Genomic DNA, 15764 nt, shown 5'->3' with positions numbered 1-15764 from the left:
ATGGGGAAATCCCTACACGGTGGGCCAATCCCTACACCGTGGAGCGAAGTGCGGGTGGGGTGGCATGCAGGCGACGTCACGATGTGGAGGGTGCTATTGCCGTCGCGACACGGATGACGTGGGACATCACTGTGCGGGCACTTCGCGTATATGCCGGGAGTTCCGTGCCGGTGTCTACCGTATAGAGATAACCTCACCGTGTAGGGAACTTCCCGTTATTGTTGAGCATCAACTATCCGCTGACGTATCCGCTGACGCTAAGCAGCTGTCTGTCGGTACATCATTCGTAAAACGTTCGGCGACATGCTGCGTGTGGATGCGGGTGGCCTCGTTGACGAAGTCTGCGCAGGCCTTGCTGCCGTAAAGCGCCGCACCGCATGGGTCGGCAAAACGTGGGTCGCCAGTCAACGCGGTGCGAATCGCGCCAAGCGTGGCCGACAACGGCATGGCCGGTAACGGCGAATCGGCATCGGGCATCGTGGTGTTCGCCGTTGCACCAGATGGTTGGTCGGCAGGCAGTGTCGTTCGCGCCGCCGCTTGGATGTTCCGGTTCATGATGCGTTCGGCCAGTTGTTGCGCCTCCGCCGAGTCCGGGGAGACACCAGTTTCGAACAGTTGCTCCCATTGCTTGGCGTCGGCGAGGATCGTCTCATGTGCATGGCGTTCGGCATCATTCTGCGCCCGTTCAACTCGTTTGCGTTGCTCTTCGGATAGTTCGCCCCATCGTTCCGCTGCGGCGATTCCATATCGAGCCAGTGCCGGATTGGACACGGTCTGGCGCATCTGGGGAATATCGCCGTTATCGTTGCACAGGTCAGACAGGTTGTGCAGCACTTGCAGCTTGTGTTGCATTGCTGCGATTTCGCGGTGCATATCCTCCGTCTTGGCATTGATTGCCTGTCGGACGTCGTGTGTCCCCGGCTGTACTATCGCGGCGATGTCCGCGACAGACAGTCCGGCATCGCGCAGCAGTATCACGAACTGGAGTCGGACCAAGGTCGGCCAGTCATACCATCGTTCGCCGCCGACAGAGGTCTCGGTTGGCCTGATCAAACCGGTCTCGTCGTAATAACGTAGCGTACGCGTCGTCACGCCGCTGACTAGAGCGGCCTGATTTATCGGCTATAGCTGATTCGTATCCGGCAGGTCACCCTCCACTTCGAACATACCGGCATTGATACAGGTCTCGTTGCTCGCCATATTGTCGTGCTCGCTCATGACCCATCTCCTTTGCAAGGAATCATCCGTTCCTGATTACGACGCGCAGTCTGCGTCGTTGCAAACAGCGTAGCCCTTTACGCAACGTCAACCGCAAGCCGCATCCTGCCGAGCCTCAAGCGCTGCTATGATTCCACTACCTGATGGGTAATCAACGGCAGGATATGCTCGTCGTCAAGGTCGGGCGCTCTCGTCGGCGCAGCGATACGGAACGGGTCATAGACAAAACGTATAGCCGCGCCGCCGCCGTCCTCGCCCGATGACGCTATGCTGGGCGGGCAAGACGGCAGACGCTCGCTGACGGACAACTGTGTGAACGGTCACGTTCACGCCGATGTCCGCGAACGACGCCGCAGGCATCAGGCCCATATGAAGAAAGGTCTGATGATGGCGCCGCGTGCCTGCCGCGCACTTGACGGACAACGCATGACGGACGATTTAGGGGGGATGATGCATATGACGTTGGAGATTCTGGACTGGCATGACGGCGATCTGCTGGCCAAGCCGGTGTTCGACAAGCTCAACGAGCTGGTGGCGGCTGGTGTACCGGAGAGCAAGATCCTTGGCGTGACCATCAATTCCGACGAGGAGTCGGATACCGACCTGTGGTGCCCCAAATACGGCATCCCGTTCGCCATCACCGGCAACGTGGTGGTGGTCCACACGCACAAGACCCGCAAGGCGCCGCCGGAGTTCGCCGCGGCGTTCGTCACGGCGGATACGCGCGCCGACCTGAACGGTGTGGTCAAGCACACGCTCGAGGTCTCCAAAGTAAGCTTCGCGCCTATTGACGCCGCAGTGGAGGCTACAGGCATGGAATCGGGCGGCATGTCGCCGATCGGTCTGCCGGACGGCTGGCCGCTGCTGGTGGACCAGCATATCCTCTCGATTCCGAAGCTGTATCTGGGCTCGGGCATCCGCCCGTCCAAGCTTGTGGTGGACGGCTCCATCTTCGCCGACATCCCCGGCGTGCAGTTCGTGCCCGCCCTCGGCAAGCCACGCGGGTAGGCGGTGCGGCTTACCGAGGGTTAGCTGTCGAGCAGGTCTCCGGCGGCGATGGCGCGCAGGGCGGCGAGGTGCGCGGTCATCGCCGCCCTGCCTTCGGGGGTGATGCTCGCCCAGACGACCATGTGTCGGTTCGATTCGCCTCGCCGCTTGGTCAGGGCCACGTAGCCACAGTCGGCGAGGGTCTTCAGATGCCGTGAGCACATCGCGTCGCTCAATCCGAGCGTTTCGCGGATTGCGGAGAATGGCACCTCCCTCATACCGGAGAGCAGTCCGCAGATGCGCAGCCGCATCGGTTCGTGGATGATCTCGTCGAAGCGGGGCTCGACGCTTCCGTGTGCGTGATCAGGCGTCATGGTTCCCGCTCCTCATGAGTTGGACGAAATAGCGGTCGTAACCGTATTCGCCGAACCAGCTGAGCGCTCCCATTGCCAGGGCGATGACCGATGTCTGGTTCGGCAGCCATTGCAATCCCAGTCCTCCCAAGAGGATGGCGGCCAGTCCGAGGAAAGCGAACACATACATCGCTATTGCCATCACCCACATCGTCGCATTACGCGGGGCGATTACTCCTCCCAACGTGTCGAAGTCGGAGCCTATCTGACGCTTGCGCCAGTCGTTCACTTGGAATCCGACGTACGTGGCCACCGCAAGGAGAATCCATGCCATTGTGCCGGATGCGGGGAACAGCATGTCGGTTTGCGATCCGCCTGAATCGGTGTGGAATCCTAAGTCGGACAAGAGGTCGAGCATGATGTCGTTGAGTGTGAGGCACATGATGATGCCGAGCAGACCGTTGAGCGCGTAGTACCATTGCGGTGCCATGATGCGGTCGGCGTTGACTTCGCGGTCCTGCTGCAATTGGGTCAGCAGGTCTGCTGCTGCGGTACGGTCGACGGTGGTCGGGGCAAGTGCAGCGTCCGAAGTCGGGACGTGGGGCTTGGGGGTGCTCATGATGGTCTCCGTCCGTGAGTCGGTTGGTGTTGATCGGATGAGTTGTGTGTTGATTCATGGCCTTGACAATGTTGTCTCGGCGGCGGGAAGAGCTTCTCGGTGAGGTGGTGGACGAACTGTCTCTTTTACTTGTGTGCAAGTAAAGTATAACTCTTTACTGCGAGTAAAGCAAGTTCTCCGCGTCGGCTGAGCGCCGCACGCCGATATCGTATATTCAAGGCGGTCGAGATTCGCTGGGATGGTCTGGATTCGCTGGGATGGTCGAGATTCGCTGGGATGGTGGATTCGCTGCGGGCAACCGGGAGACTGAATAGGGTCGATTGGAAGGGAGTAGCTGGGCTGGGCAGAATCGATTGGACGGAGCGATGTAGCCGGCAGGGGATGATGCGGTCGGCCGGCTGAGAGACCGAAGAAGCTGACGCAATTCAAGGTGTGGCCGGCATGTGGACGTGATGTGAACGCGCAGGAAACAGAGCTGTGCTATTCTCCCCTTCATGTCTGAAACGAACAATGAAGCAGTGCGTTCGCGCACGACACACGAACAACGGTCATTGCAGGACGCCTCGTCCGAGCGCAAGCTCGCCCCGCTCGTACCTGCTGCCGAGGACCCGAACCGTGCACTGGTCGAGCTCACCCATGTCGAGAAGCACTTCGGCGACCTGCATGTCCTCAAGGACATCAACCTGAGGGTCACCAAAGGCGAGGTGCTCGTCGTGGTCGGCCCATCCGGCTCCGGCAAGTCCACGATGTGCCGCACCATCAACCGTCTCGAGACCATCGACTCCGGCGACATCCGCATCGACGGCAAGCCCCTGCCTCAGGAAGGCAAGGAACTGGCGAATCTTCGCGCCGAAGTGGGCATGGTGTTCCAGTCGTTCAACCTCTTCGCCAACAAGACCATCCTCGACAACGTGACGCTCGCCCCCATCAAGGTGCGGCACATGCCCAAGAAAGAGGCCGAGGACCTGGCCATGGACCTGCTCGCCCGCGTGGGCGTGGACTCGCAGGCCGCCAAGATGCCCTCCCAGCTTTCCGGAGGCCAGCAGCAGCGCGTGGCCATCGCCCGCGCACTCGCCATGCGCCCGAAGGTCATGCTGTTCGACGAGCCGACTTCGGCGCTCGACCCGGAAATGGTCAACGAGGTGCTGGACGTGATGGTCGAGCTCGCGCACGAGGGCATGACCATGATCTGCGTGACCCATGAGATGGGCTTCGCCCGCAAGGCCGCCGACCGCATCGTATTCATGGCCAATGGTCAGATTCTCGAAGAGAACACGCCGGAAGAGTTCTTCGAGCATCCGAAGACCGAACGCGCCAAGGACTTCCTCTCGAAGATTCTGACCCACTGAGAGGTGCGCGCATGACTTTCAGCATTCGATTCAAACGCACGGCGGCGCGCGTCATAGCCGCCGCATGCGCGCTGGCATGCACCATGTCTTTGGCTGCATGCGGCGCGGATGAGACCGGCAAGATCCGCATCGGCATCAAATTCGACCAGCCGGGCCTCGGCTTCAAGAAGTCGGGCACCTATGTGGGCTTCGACGTGGACGTGGCCAAATACATCGCCAAGAAGCTCGGTTACTCTGAGGACGAGATCGTCTGGAAGGAGGCTCCGTCCAAGCAGCGCGAGGCGATGCTCCAGAACGGCGACGTGGACATGATCCTCGCCTCTTACTCCATCACGGACGAGCGCAAGAAGGCTGTATCCTTCGCCGGACCGTATTTCGTGGCCGGGCAGGATCTGCTGGTGCGCAAGGACGACCAGTCCATCAACGGTCCCGAAGACCTCAATGGCAAACGCCTGTGCTCGGTGACGGGTTCGACTTCCGCAGCCACCGTCAAGGAGAAGTTCGCCTCCGAGGTCCAGCTCATGGAACAGCCTGGATACGCCGAATGCGCCACCGCATTGTTCTCGGGCATCGTGGACGCCGTGACCACCGACGACATCATTCTCGCCGGACTCGCCTCCGCCTCACGAGGCAAGCTCAGGGTGGTCGGCAAGCCGTTCACTCAGGAATACTATGGCGTGGGCATCAAGAAGGGCGACACCAAGCTGGCCGTCAAAATCAACAACGCCATCGTCGATATGATTCAGGACGGCTCCTGGGAGAACGCGGTCAGCGACAACACCAAGGGCACCGACTACACGCCTGACGTGCGGTACAACCCGCCCACGCCGAACGAGGGGGAGGACGCCTGATGAACGGATTCCTGCAACTGTTTAGCCAGTATGATGTCCTGGGCGCTTTCCTGGTGAACATAGAACTGACCCTGTGGAGCGCCCTGTTTTCGATGATCCTCGGTGTGATCCTCGTCGTGATGCGCATTTCGCCGATCTCATCCCTCAGGGTCGTGGCCGGCGCGTATGTGGAGCTGTTCAAGAACCTGCCGCTGACCATCATCATGGTGTTCATGGTGCTTGGCGCCTACGCGCAGCTCAAACTCAGCTTCTCCGACACATTCGCCACCAACTTCTTCTGGCTCGCCGTGACCGGCCTGAGCCTGTACACGGCGGCATTCGTTTGCGAATCGCTGCGTTCGGGCATCAACACCGTGCCGATTGGCCAGGCCGAGGCGGCGCGTGCGCTGGGATTGGGCTTCATGCAGTCCGCCACCGAGATCATTCTGCCGCAGGCGTTCCGCGGTTCGGTGGCACCGCTCGGCAACACGCTGATTGCACTGCTCAAGAACTCCACCGTGGCCGCAGCGGCATCGGTCTCCACCGAAACCTCGTCGTTGATGAGCCAGATGATTGAATTCCGCCCGGATGTGATCATCCAGATCTTCCTGATCTTCGCCTTCGGATATGTGATTCTCATCATCCCGATCGGCATGCTCACCACATACCTGTCCAACAAGCTCGCCGTGAGGAGGTGACACCATGGCTGATACTTCGAATTCCGTATTGTTCGACGCCCCCGGTCCGAAGGGCCGTCGCACCATCCGCATCGCCAACTGGGTGGCCGGCATCGTATTCGCCGTGGTGCTGGTCCTGATACTCATGCGGTTGCACAATCCGCCGGACGGTGAGAACCAGCTCAGCTGGGAGCTGTGGAAGCCGGCGCTCGAGCGCGAGGCTTGGACTGACTTCTATCTGCCGGGCCTGTGGATGACCGTCAAAGCCACCGTGCTGGCCGTGGTCGGCGCCGTGGCGTTCGGCCTCGTGTTCGGCGTGGGTCGTCTGCTGCCGAATACGCTGTTGCGCGGCATATCCGCAATCATTGTGGAGTTCTGCCGTGCCGTGCCGGTGCTGCTGCTCATGATTTTCTTCTGGCGCTGGTTCGCCTTCGCTGGACTGCCCGACCCCTCCTACTGGGCGGTCGTGCTGGCTCTGGTGCTGTACAACGGTTCGGTGGTCGCCGAGCTGGTGCGCTCCGGCGTGGGCAACCTGCCGGGCGGTCAGCGAGAGGCGTCGCTGGCATTGGGATTGACCGAAACGCAATCGTTGGTGCAGATCGAGGTGCCGCAGGCGGTCTACGCCATGCTGCCGGCCGCCGTCACCCAGCTGGTGGTGGTGTTGAAGGACACCGCCCTGGGTTCGATCATCATGTACACCGACCTGTTGCAGGAATCACGTCGACTCGGCTCGATGTACTTCAATATCCTGCAGACGTTGGTCATGGCTGCGGTGATCTACTTCATCGCCTGCTGGCTGCTGTCCAGACTCGCCGAATGGCTGCCCGAGCGCATGCAGCAGCGCACCGCCGCCCCGGCCGAGCCTGAGCCGTTGGCGCCTATAGCCGCCGGCGACGCCTCCAATGTAAACCAGATCGCCGTGGCCAAGGAGGTCGAGGAGCTGCCGTTCGGCGGCGCCCCGCGCAAGTATCACGTGCACCATCGTGGAACCAACGCCTCGATTCGCAATTGGCGCAGGACGCGGTATGAGCAGGGTTATGACGTCGAGCATCCGGAAACCGAGGAACAGCACGATCGCGGTACCGGCAAGCCCGGTACGCCCCAAGCGCCCGATCCCAAGCTCTCGTCAAGGGAGCATGAGCATTCCGATCACGGCACGGTGTTCAAGCGTGGCGACAATATCGGGGGAGGGCGCACGAGCCTCGGTGCGAAGCCGAAAATCTGAGCCGTTGGACACGTCGTGTCGATCGTCTGGGAACCTTAGTCGGCGCTAGTGCGGCACAAAGAGTTCACCGAGTGTTCTATCGGCTCCACGGCTACGTAGCTGAACGGGGGATAGGTTGGAGCATATGATGTTGCGCAACCTATCCTCCGTTTTCGCTATCGCCGTATGTTTGCCTCTGGCCTTGGCCGCGGTACCTGCGACCGCCCAGGCCGACCAACTGCCCAACCCTGATTGGGTGTCGCTTTTGTCCGACTACGAAAAGGACTATTGGCAGGCACCGGTGGACTCTGAACACGGCGGCAAGGTCCTTGATGCCGCCGCCATGAAGCTGGACGAGGACCTGGCGGTGCAGATCAACCATCTGGGATCGGAAAACCTGGATGACAACGGGCTGAATGATCAGCGCAAACGCGCGCTCATCGATTCCGACCTGATCGGCGAGGAGACCATGCCCGACTCCCTGGGGCCTGTGCTGGGCAAGTACATGAGCGAAGGCTTCGCACAAGGAAAGCTCAACAGGATCTCCGACCTGTTCAAATTCAACGTGGCCTCCACCTTCCAATCCAAACGTGCCGCCATGCATCCAAGGCCCTATCTGAACCGCTCACAAAGCACACTCGGCGGCACGAACGATCTCGCCGGACTTCCCGCCACACTCGACATCAAGCAGTCGCCCTCGTGGCTCGAGCATATCCCCGGATATTCGACGCTCCAGAAGAACAGCTCCTACCCATCCGGGCATACTACCACCGCATATTCATGGGGTATTGCGCTCGCCGGCATGATCCCCGAACTGGCGCCGCAGATCATGGCCCGCACCTCGGAAGCGGGCAACAACCGCATCGTGCTCGGCGTGCATTATCCGTTGGACATCATGGGCGGACGCATCGGGGCGTCGGCGCAGAACGGACAGTATTGGCATAACGAATTCGCCTCCGCCGTTGTGCCGGCGGCTCGACAGCTGCGCGACTATCTGACCGAACGGTGTCAGGCCGACCATCATGGGGATACGCTGGCCGACTGCATCGCCGATCTCAAGGCCAACGGTTCGGGCGGATATTCCAACGACTTCCTCGACCCGGTGGCCACCGAACCGGTCAGGGACCAGTCGTCCGCCGTGCGCGTCTACACCGCGCGCATGACCTACGGCTTCCCGCAGGACAAGGACGAGGCCGGCCGGGAGTTCACCGCGCCGCGCGGGGCCGCCGACGTGCTGCGACTCGCATACCCACAGTTGCATGCCGATCAGCGCAATGCGATCCTGAAGGCCACGGCTCTGGATTCGGGATATCCACTGTGGGAGTCCTCCGAAGGCTGGCAGCGCATCAACTGGGCCAAGGCCCTGTGTGCCCGCGTCACGCTTGACCGGAATGGTGATGTGACCAAGGTGGAGACCGCCGACCAGACGAAGCTGAGCGGCCCCACCGTGGTCAATGCGCAGTACGCCGACAACGGCGACCATCCGCAATCGGACATACAGGCCGGAGAGAACAGCGCGGCCCAGGCCGGTCCTGATTCCTCGGTGATTCACATGGTGCAGGTGCCGGCTCTGACTGCTGTGGCGGTAGGAACCGCAGCCGCCGCGCTCATCGGAGTGCTCCTGCATCTGCGGGGCCGCCGCCGGCAATAGACGCCACCAATAGATGCCACTGTGAGTTGGTCCAGAGTTCAATTTGCAGACACATCCCGTTCTTGTCGGTACTGTGACCGGTTCATATTTCCTCCATAGGCTTGGAGATTGACCATGATTGCTCAGCGGACGGCCCAATGCCGTCCGTACATGGGCCACCGAGGAAGGGGACAGGGCAGTGAACCAATACACTGACTTCAAGCGCGGCACGAATCGTGCTATCGCGCTTGTCGCATCAATCGCCACATTGGCGGGATTGGCAGGCATGACGCCTGCGGCATTCGCCGCGCCGACAAGCCAGCCGCCAGCTGCGACCGCGCCGGCGACCGCCGCCGAGACGGACTCCGACGACAACATCATCAAGGACGAAACCACGGCGCTGTATCTCAAGCGCATCGAAGTGGGCACCGACACCGTCACCATCGGATCGAAGAACACCGCAGTCGTGGACATTTCCGGCTACTCGATTCGTGATGACAAGGACTCCGCAGACCATACGTACACCATCGCCGATGGCACCAAGGTGCCGGCAGTCGGCGAAGCCACCTTCAACCTGGACCAGCTTGCGGGCATCGGTCTCGGCAAGGAAGACAAGGTCCGCGTCTATGACAAGACCGGCAAGCTGGTGCTGAGCTTCAGCTGGAACGGCGACGACAAGAACGCCGTCTACGTGGCCAACACGGATGCCGATGGCATGGTCAAGGAAGGCGAAACCACCAATCCCGACAATCCTGGCAGCGGTGACACTGAGAAGTTCACCGTCGATGCATGGCCCGGCCTTGCCGAGGTGACGGCCATTGACGGCACGGATGAGTTCGGCGCCGGCCAGGCCACCGGAGAGCACACCGACGGCAACCTGTCCGGACTGGTCTATGAGCCCGGTGCCGACGGACAGCCCGGCACGCTGTGGGCGGCCGACAACGACCTCAACCCGACCCTCGGCATCACCGGCCCCAAGGGTGCAGGCGCCATCAACAAGTTCGTCTACAAGGACGGCAAGTGGCAGCAGGATCCCGCCGACGGCTGGACGTTCGACAAGGACGGCAAGACCAAGGGCGGCAAGCAGCTGCACTTCAAGGACGGCAAGGGCGGAGTCGACTCCGAGGGCATCACGCTGATCAATGGAGACGCCTCCAAGGGCGTGTTCATCGGTGCCGAGCGCGACAACGAGAACAAGAACACCCCGCGTCCCTCCATCCTGCGCTACGACGTGAGCCAGCCGACCACCGACACCAACGGTGACGGCGCGCAGGACCTCACCGCCGTCAACGAATGGAACCTGACCTCCGCGCTGACCCGGTTCGATGTGCAGATGGGTAAGGACGACGCGAACCTCGGCATCGAGGGCGTGGCATTCATCCCGGACGCGACGCTGCTCGCCAACGGTTTCCAGTCGAACCTCGACCCGGACAACGTGCACGCGTACGACCCGACCGGCACCCGCAACGATTTCGGCGGCCTGTTCTTCGCCGCGCTGGAGAAGACGGGAGCGATCTACGCCTTCGCCCTTGCCACCGTGGACGGTCAGGACGTCGCCTACCCGGTCGCCCAGATTCCGCTGCCGGCCGCCGCCACCAACGCCGGCTACTCCGGACCGCGTGACCTGTTCTGGGATGCCGAGCATAACCAGCTCATCGCCGAGGGCGACAACACCATCGGCGCCGATGAGAAGGCCACCAAGGCGCTGATCGGTACTTACGAGTTCAAGGACGGCGCCCTCCAGCTCACCAAGCTGACCGACACCCCGGCTGAAATCGCCGCGCAGAACTCCGAGGGCTACGCCATCACTCCCGACGCCGAGGCGTCCAAGGTGGTGGACGGCAAGAGCTACAAGCCGGTCTTCTGGGCCGACGACGGCGTGACCGACGGCCACTCCCTGCGTCAGGGCTGGATCGAGACCGCAGCGCCGGCCTCCACCAAGACCACCATCAACCTGCTGAACTTCAACGACTTCCACGGCCGCATCGACAAGAACCTCACGGTTCCGTTCGCGGCGACCATCGAACAGCTGCGAGCCGAATACCCGAACAGCTCGCTGCTGCTCGCAGCCGGAGATAACATCGGCGCATCCCTGTTCAACTCCTCCGTGCAGCGTGACCAGCCCACCATCGACGTGCTCAACGCGCTCGGTGTGAAGGCCTCCGCCGTCGGCAACCACGAGTTCGATCAGGGTTACGACGACCTGACCGGTCGTGTGATGAATGGCACTGAAGGCAACAACAAAGCCCAGTGGGACTACCTCGGTGCCAACGTCTACAAGAAGGGCACCAAGACCCCGGCCCTGCCTGAGTACAGCATCCAGGACGTCGACGGCGTCAAGGTCGGCGTGATCGGTGCGGTCACCCAGGAGACCTCCACGCTGGTCTCGCCCGGCGGCATCAAGGACATCGACTTCGGCGATCCGGTCGAGGCTGTGAACCGCGTGGCCAAGCAGCTCACCGATGGCGATGAATCCAATGGCGAGGCCGACGTGATCGTGGCCGAATACCACGAGGGCGCCCCCGCCAACGAGGATGACGAAACCGGCAAGCCCACGCTCGACGAGCAGAAGGCCTCGAGCCCGGTGTTCAAGGAGATCGTCGACCAGACCGACCCGGCAGTCGATGTGATCTTCACCGCCCACACCCACATGAAGTACGATTACACCGATCCCGCCCACAACAACCGCCCGATCATCCAGACCGGCAGCTACGCGGCGAACGTCGGCCAGGTCGTGCTCGACTATGACAAGGCCAACGGCCAGGTCTCCTACGTCAAGTCCGACAACAACGCGGTGGACACCAGCAAGTCCGATGACGAGCTGGTCGCGTCCGGCGACGAGACGGTCAAGAAGGTCAAGGAAATCGTGGACGCGGCTCTTGAGGTCGCCGACAAGAAGGGCAACGAGAAGGTCGGCTCCATCGCCGCCGACATCACCACCGCATTCAAGGACGGCGCCCGTGACGACCGTGCATCCGAATCCACGATGGGCAACCTCGTGGCCGACTCGCTGCTCGAATCGCTGAAGTCCGCCGACCGTGGCGGTGCCGAAATCGGCGTCGTGAACCCCGGTGGCCTGCGCGCCGAGTTCTGCAAGACCGGCGACAACGAGAAGTGCACGCTCTCGGCTGATGGCTCTATCACCTACGCCCAGGCCAACGCCGTATTGCCGTTCCTCAACAATCTGTGGACCACCACCCTGACCGGCGCGCAGTTCAAGGAGGCTCTGGAACAGCAGTGGCAGCTCACCGCTGACGGCAAGGTGCCTTCACGCCCGTACCTGCAGCTTGGCCTGTCGCACAACGTGTCCTACACCTACGATCCGGAAGCCGTCCAAGGCCACCACATCACCTCGGTGACCGTCAACGGCAAGCCGCTCGACCTCAACAAGGAGTACCGTATCGGCTCCTTCAGCTTCCTGCTCCAGGGCGGCGACAACTTCCGTGCCTTCGCCCAGGGCAAGAACACCAAGGACACCGGTCTGGTCGACCGTGACGCATGGATCGACTACATCGGCAAGAACTCGCCGCTCAAGCCGCGTTACGACCGCCGTGCGGTGGCCGTGACCGGTGTGCCGACCAAGGCCGTCAAGGCCGGTGACTCGTTCACGCTGAACTTCTCCAAGCTCACGCTCACCTCTCTGGGTGTGCCGCAGGAGACCAAGCTGACCGCCACCATCGACGGCAAGACCGTGGGAGAAGCGCAGGTCAACAACGGCGACACCGCTTCGCTCAAGGTGACGGTTCCCGCCGACACCAAGGCCGGTGACCTGACCCTCACCGTGGTCGGCGCCACCAACGGCACCACGGCAAGTCTGCCGCTCGCCGTGGCAGCCGGTGAGGGCGGCAACCCGCAGCCCGGCAAGCCTCAGCCTGGCAAGCCGGTTGCGAAGCCGAACAAGAAACTGTCCGACACCGGTTCCTCCATCGCTCCGCTGGTCGCTGCGTTGGCGATCACTGCGGCCGGTGGCGTCACGGTGCTCGTCATCAAGCGCCGCGAAGCCTCGCGTCACTGAAGAACCCAGCCGGCCGAACCGTTATGACAGAGCACTATCATGCGGCATACATGACATGACGGCATGACGGTAAAAGCCGGATTAGCCTGCCATCGGCATCAGGGCGTCCGCCCACAATCCGCTCATAGGCGGGGCGTGGACGGACGCCCTGATTGTTGTGGGCGCTGAGTGTGGGCGCTGAGACGTGCACGTTGAGATGGCAGACTGCCAGTTGGGAAATCACATACAGGCATTACGGGCGGCTAGACTGGGGGACTATGACTGACGAGAAGGAATATGGATCGCTGGGACGTCTGGCCCCCGAGTGGGATGGCGACGGACGACAGCGCAATCTCACCGCCGACGATATCTACGAGCGGTTCTTCGGCTGGGTGCAGGAGGTCAAAGGCATCGAGCCGTGGCCGCATCAGGAGGAGGCCATCATGGACCTGCTCGCCGGCGACCATGTGATCCTCAACACGCCCACCGGCTCCGGTAAATCGCTGGTGGCGCTCGGCATGCATTTCGCCGCCTTGTGCACCGGCCGGCGTTCGTACTACACCGCACCGATCAAGGCCTTGGTCTCGGAGAAGTTCTTCGATCTCGTCGAGGTGTTCGGGCGCGACAACGTCGGCATGATCACAGGCGACAGCCATATCAACGCTGACGCGCCCATCATCTGCTGCACCGCCGAGATTCTCGCCAACCAGGCGCTGCGCGAAGGCGTCCATGCGGACGTGGGGCTCGTGGCCATGGACGAGTTCCATTACTACGGCGACCCGGAACGTGGCTGGGCATGGCAAGTGCCTCTGCTCACCCTGCCACAGACCCAGTTCCTGCTGATGAGTGCCACGCTCGGCAACGTGGACGCCGTGGCCGACAAGCTCGCTGACCTCAACGACACGCCCGATGTGGACGTGATCGCCGACGCGCCTCGTCCGGTGCCGCTGAGCTACGAGTACACGCTCGACCCGCTCGAGAAGACCGTCGAACTGACCTTCCGCAACGGTGAGACGCCGATCTACGTCGTGCATTTCTCGCAGGACGCCGCATTGGAGACCGCGCAGGCGCTCGCCTCCACCGGCGTGTCCAGCAAGGAGCAGCGACAGGCCATCGCGGATGCCATCAAGGGGGTGAAGTTCACGACGGCGTTCGGCAAAATACTCCAACGGCTGCTGCGCACCGGCGTCGGCATCCACCACGCCGGCATGCTGCCACGCTACCGCCGTCTGGTCGAGCAGCTCGCCCAGCAGGGCCTGCTGCCGGTGATCTGCGGCACCGATACGCTGGGCGTCGGCATCAACGTGCCGATCCATTCGGTGGTCCTGACCGCCCTGACCAAGTTCGACGGCACGAAGATGCGGCGGCTCAGGGCCCGTGAATTCCATCAGATCGCAGGCCGCGCCGGCCGTATGGGCTTCGACACCGAAGGATTGGTGATTGCCGAGGCCCCCGAATATGAGATCGAGAACCAGAAGGCGCTCGCCAAGGCAGGCGGCGACCCGAAGAAGCTCAAGAAGGTCAAGCGCAAGAAGGCGCCCGAAGGATTCGTGACCTGGAACGAAAACACGTTCGACAAACTCATCGACGCCGAACCGGAGACCTTGGTCCCGCATCTCAAGATCACGCATTCCATGGTGCTCAACGAGGTCGCGCAGGGCGGCGACGCCCGCGCCCGCGTCGAGGACCTCATTGACGACAGCGCCCAGACCCCGGAGCAGAAAGAGCATTTGCATCAGCGCGCCGACGAGATCTTCCAGACCCTGTTCGACACACAGGTGATCGAAACCGAGGACAGGCAGGACGGCGGCAAGGACTATTTCATGACCTTGGACATGCCGGACGATTTCGCACTCGATCAGCCACTCTCCCCGTTCCTGCTCGCCGCCCTCGAACTGCTCGACCCCGAATCAGAGACCTATGCGCTGGACGTCATCTCGATGGCCGAGGCCACGCTCGAAGACCCCAAGCAGGTATTGCGCGCCCAGGAGCGCCAGGCGCGAGACAAGGCCCTCGAGGAGATGAAGGCCGACGGTCTCGACTACGACGAGCGCATGGACAAGCTGCAGGAGATCACCTATCCCAAGCCTCTGGAGGACATGCTCGAGGCGGCGTTCGACCAGTACCGGCATGACGTGCCATGGGCGAACGATTACTATCTGAGCCCCAAATCCGTGGTGAGAGACATGGTGGAGACCGCCTCCGACTTCACCGGATATATCGCCCGATACAATATCGCCCGCTCCGAAGGCACGCTGCTGCGCTACCTGTCGGACGCCTACCGCACGCTGGCCCGCACTGTACCGCCTGAGAAATGCGACGAGCAGCTGGAGGACATCATTTCCTGGCTGCGCGTGCTCGTCCGCTCCATCGACTCCTCGCTGGTGGACGAGTGGGAGAACGCCGGAGATTCCTCAGCTCAATCCGAGGCTGCCGCATCCCTGGCCGCGCCCGGCAAAAAGAACCAGGTGGTCGAGGACCGGCGAGGGCTCATCGTGCTGGTTCGCAACGCCCTGTTCCGCCGTGTGCAGCTCATGGACCTCGACGACCCCGACAAACTCGGTGCGCTCGACAAGGACTGGGGCTACGGCGTACACGAGTGGGAGGACGTGCTTGACGACTATTACGACGAGCACGAATACGTCGGCATCGGTGCGGACGCGCGTTCGCCCAAGCTGTTCATGCTTGACGACCGGCATGAGCAGGACGAGCACACATGGAAGGTACGCCAGATCATCGACGACTCCGATGGCGACCACGATTGGGCCATCGAAGGTGTGGTCGACCTCGACGCGACCCAGGACACCGGCGAAGTGGTCTTCTACGACTACAAGGTGGGCAACGGGGACTGAATTCGAAATATGCACGAATCATCATATCGAACAGATGTTCGAGCCGTGCTG

11 protein-coding genes are annotated in these 15764 nt (G+C 62.1%); 8 read left to right on the top strand and 3 right to left on the bottom strand.

Going from position 1 to position 15764, the window contains the following annotated elements:
• Positions 1-228: 228 nt before the first annotated feature.
• Positions 229-1119 (bottom strand): MerR family transcriptional regulator, encoded by an 891-nt coding sequence (locus BW09_RS11040; RefSeq protein ID WP_258184910.1) that lies wholly within the window; start codon positions 1117-1119, stop codon positions 229-231.
• Positions 1120-1530: 411 nt separating this feature from the next.
• Here BW09_RS11040 and BW09_RS00700 point away from each other — a divergent pair, with 411 nt between their 5' ends.
• The gene (locus tag BW09_RS00700; protein WP_258184902.1) at positions 1531-2226 is read left to right on the top strand and encodes a YbaK/EbsC family protein; all 696 of its coding nucleotides are present in this window, start codon (positions 1531-1533) and stop codon (positions 2224-2226) included.
• A gap of 20 nt (positions 2227-2246) precedes the next feature.
• Here BW09_RS00700 and BW09_RS00695 read toward each other — a convergent pair whose 3' ends face one another.
• Entirely contained in the window at positions 2247-2579 is a 333-nt protein-coding gene (locus tag BW09_RS00695) for a transcriptional regulator (RefSeq protein WP_140462532.1), read from the bottom strand.
• Complete coding sequence (locus BW09_RS00690) at positions 2569-3177, bottom strand: hypothetical protein (RefSeq protein WP_140462531.1); 609 nt, start codon at positions 3175-3177, stop codon at positions 2569-2571. The genes BW09_RS00695 and BW09_RS00690 overlap by 11 nt, the downstream gene beginning before the upstream one ends.
• A gap of 494 nt (positions 3178-3671) precedes the next feature.
• Here BW09_RS00690 and BW09_RS00685 point away from each other — a divergent pair, with 494 nt between their 5' ends.
• The 7 genes from BW09_RS00685 to BW09_RS00655 all read left to right on the top strand — a co-directional run bounded on the left by BW09_RS00685 (position 3672) and on the right by BW09_RS00655 (position 15713).
• Entirely contained in the window at positions 3672-4526 is an 855-nt protein-coding gene (locus tag BW09_RS00685) for an amino acid ABC transporter ATP-binding protein (RefSeq protein ID WP_308810335.1), read from the top strand.
• Between the two features lie 11 nt (positions 4527-4537).
• A complete protein-coding gene (locus tag BW09_RS00680; protein WP_044088650.1) occupies positions 4538-5377 on the top strand; it encodes a glutamate ABC transporter substrate-binding protein in 840 nt (279 codons plus the stop codon).
• Positions 5377-6054: an amino acid ABC transporter permease gene (locus tag BW09_RS00675; RefSeq protein ID WP_044088649.1), complete on the top strand. Its 678-nt coding sequence runs from the start codon at positions 5377-5379 to the stop codon at positions 6052-6054. The genes BW09_RS00680 and BW09_RS00675 overlap by 1 nt, the downstream gene beginning before the upstream one ends.
• A gap of 4 nt (positions 6055-6058) precedes the next feature.
• Positions 6059-7258, top strand: coding sequence for an amino acid ABC transporter permease (locus BW09_RS00670; RefSeq protein WP_258184901.1), 1200 nt, complete (start codon positions 6059-6061; stop codon positions 7256-7258).
• Between the two features lie 127 nt (positions 7259-7385).
• Positions 7386-8888, top strand: coding sequence for a phosphatase PAP2 family protein (locus tag BW09_RS00665; protein ID WP_181161709.1), 1503 nt, complete (start codon positions 7386-7388; stop codon positions 8886-8888).
• A 178-nt stretch (positions 8889-9066) separates the two neighbouring features.
• A complete protein-coding gene (locus BW09_RS00660; RefSeq protein ID WP_258184900.1) occupies positions 9067-12882 on the top strand; it encodes a 5'-nucleotidase C-terminal domain-containing protein in 3816 nt (1271 codons plus the stop codon).
• A 257-nt stretch (positions 12883-13139) separates the two neighbouring features.
• Positions 13140-15713 (top strand): RNA helicase, encoded by a 2574-nt coding sequence (locus BW09_RS00655; RefSeq protein WP_044088646.1) that lies wholly within the window; start codon positions 13140-13142, stop codon positions 15711-15713.
• Positions 15714-15764 lie beyond the last annotated feature (51 nt).

It is taken from the genome of Bifidobacterium sp. UTCIF-1 (assembly GCF_006408915.1).
In the GTDB taxonomy this organism is placed as follows: Bacteria; Actinomycetota; Actinomycetes; order Actinomycetales; family Bifidobacteriaceae; genus Bifidobacterium; species Bifidobacterium reuteri.
This window is presented reverse-complemented; position numbering and strand designations above follow the sequence as displayed.

Excerpts from the sequence above, each read along its gene's own strand:
- BW09_RS00680 (WP_044088650.1), top strand. The coding sequence starts at position 4,538 with ATGACTTTCAGCATTCGATTCAAACGCACGGCGGCGCGCGTCATAGCC.
- BW09_RS00690 (WP_140462531.1), bottom strand. The coding sequence starts at position 3,177 with ATGAGCACCCCCAAGCCCCACGTCCCGACTTCGGACGCTGCACTTGCC.
- BW09_RS00655 (WP_044088646.1), top strand. The coding sequence starts at position 13,140 with ATGACTGACGAGAAGGAATATGGATCGCTGGGACGTCTGGCCCCCGAG.
- BW09_RS00695 (WP_140462532.1), bottom strand. The coding sequence starts at position 2,579 with ATGACGCCTGATCACGCACACGGAAGCGTCGAGCCCCGCTTCGACGAG.
- BW09_RS00685 (WP_308810335.1), top strand. The coding sequence starts at position 3,672 with ATGTCTGAAACGAACAATGAAGCAGTGCGTTCGCGCACGACACACGAA.
- BW09_RS00665 (WP_181161709.1), top strand. The coding sequence starts at position 7,386 with ATGTTGCGCAACCTATCCTCCGTTTTCGCTATCGCCGTATGTTTGCCT.
- BW09_RS00670 (WP_258184901.1), top strand. The coding sequence starts at position 6,059 with ATGGCTGATACTTCGAATTCCGTATTGTTCGACGCCCCCGGTCCGAAG.
- BW09_RS00675 (WP_044088649.1), top strand. The coding sequence starts at position 5,377 with ATGAACGGATTCCTGCAACTGTTTAGCCAGTATGATGTCCTGGGCGCT.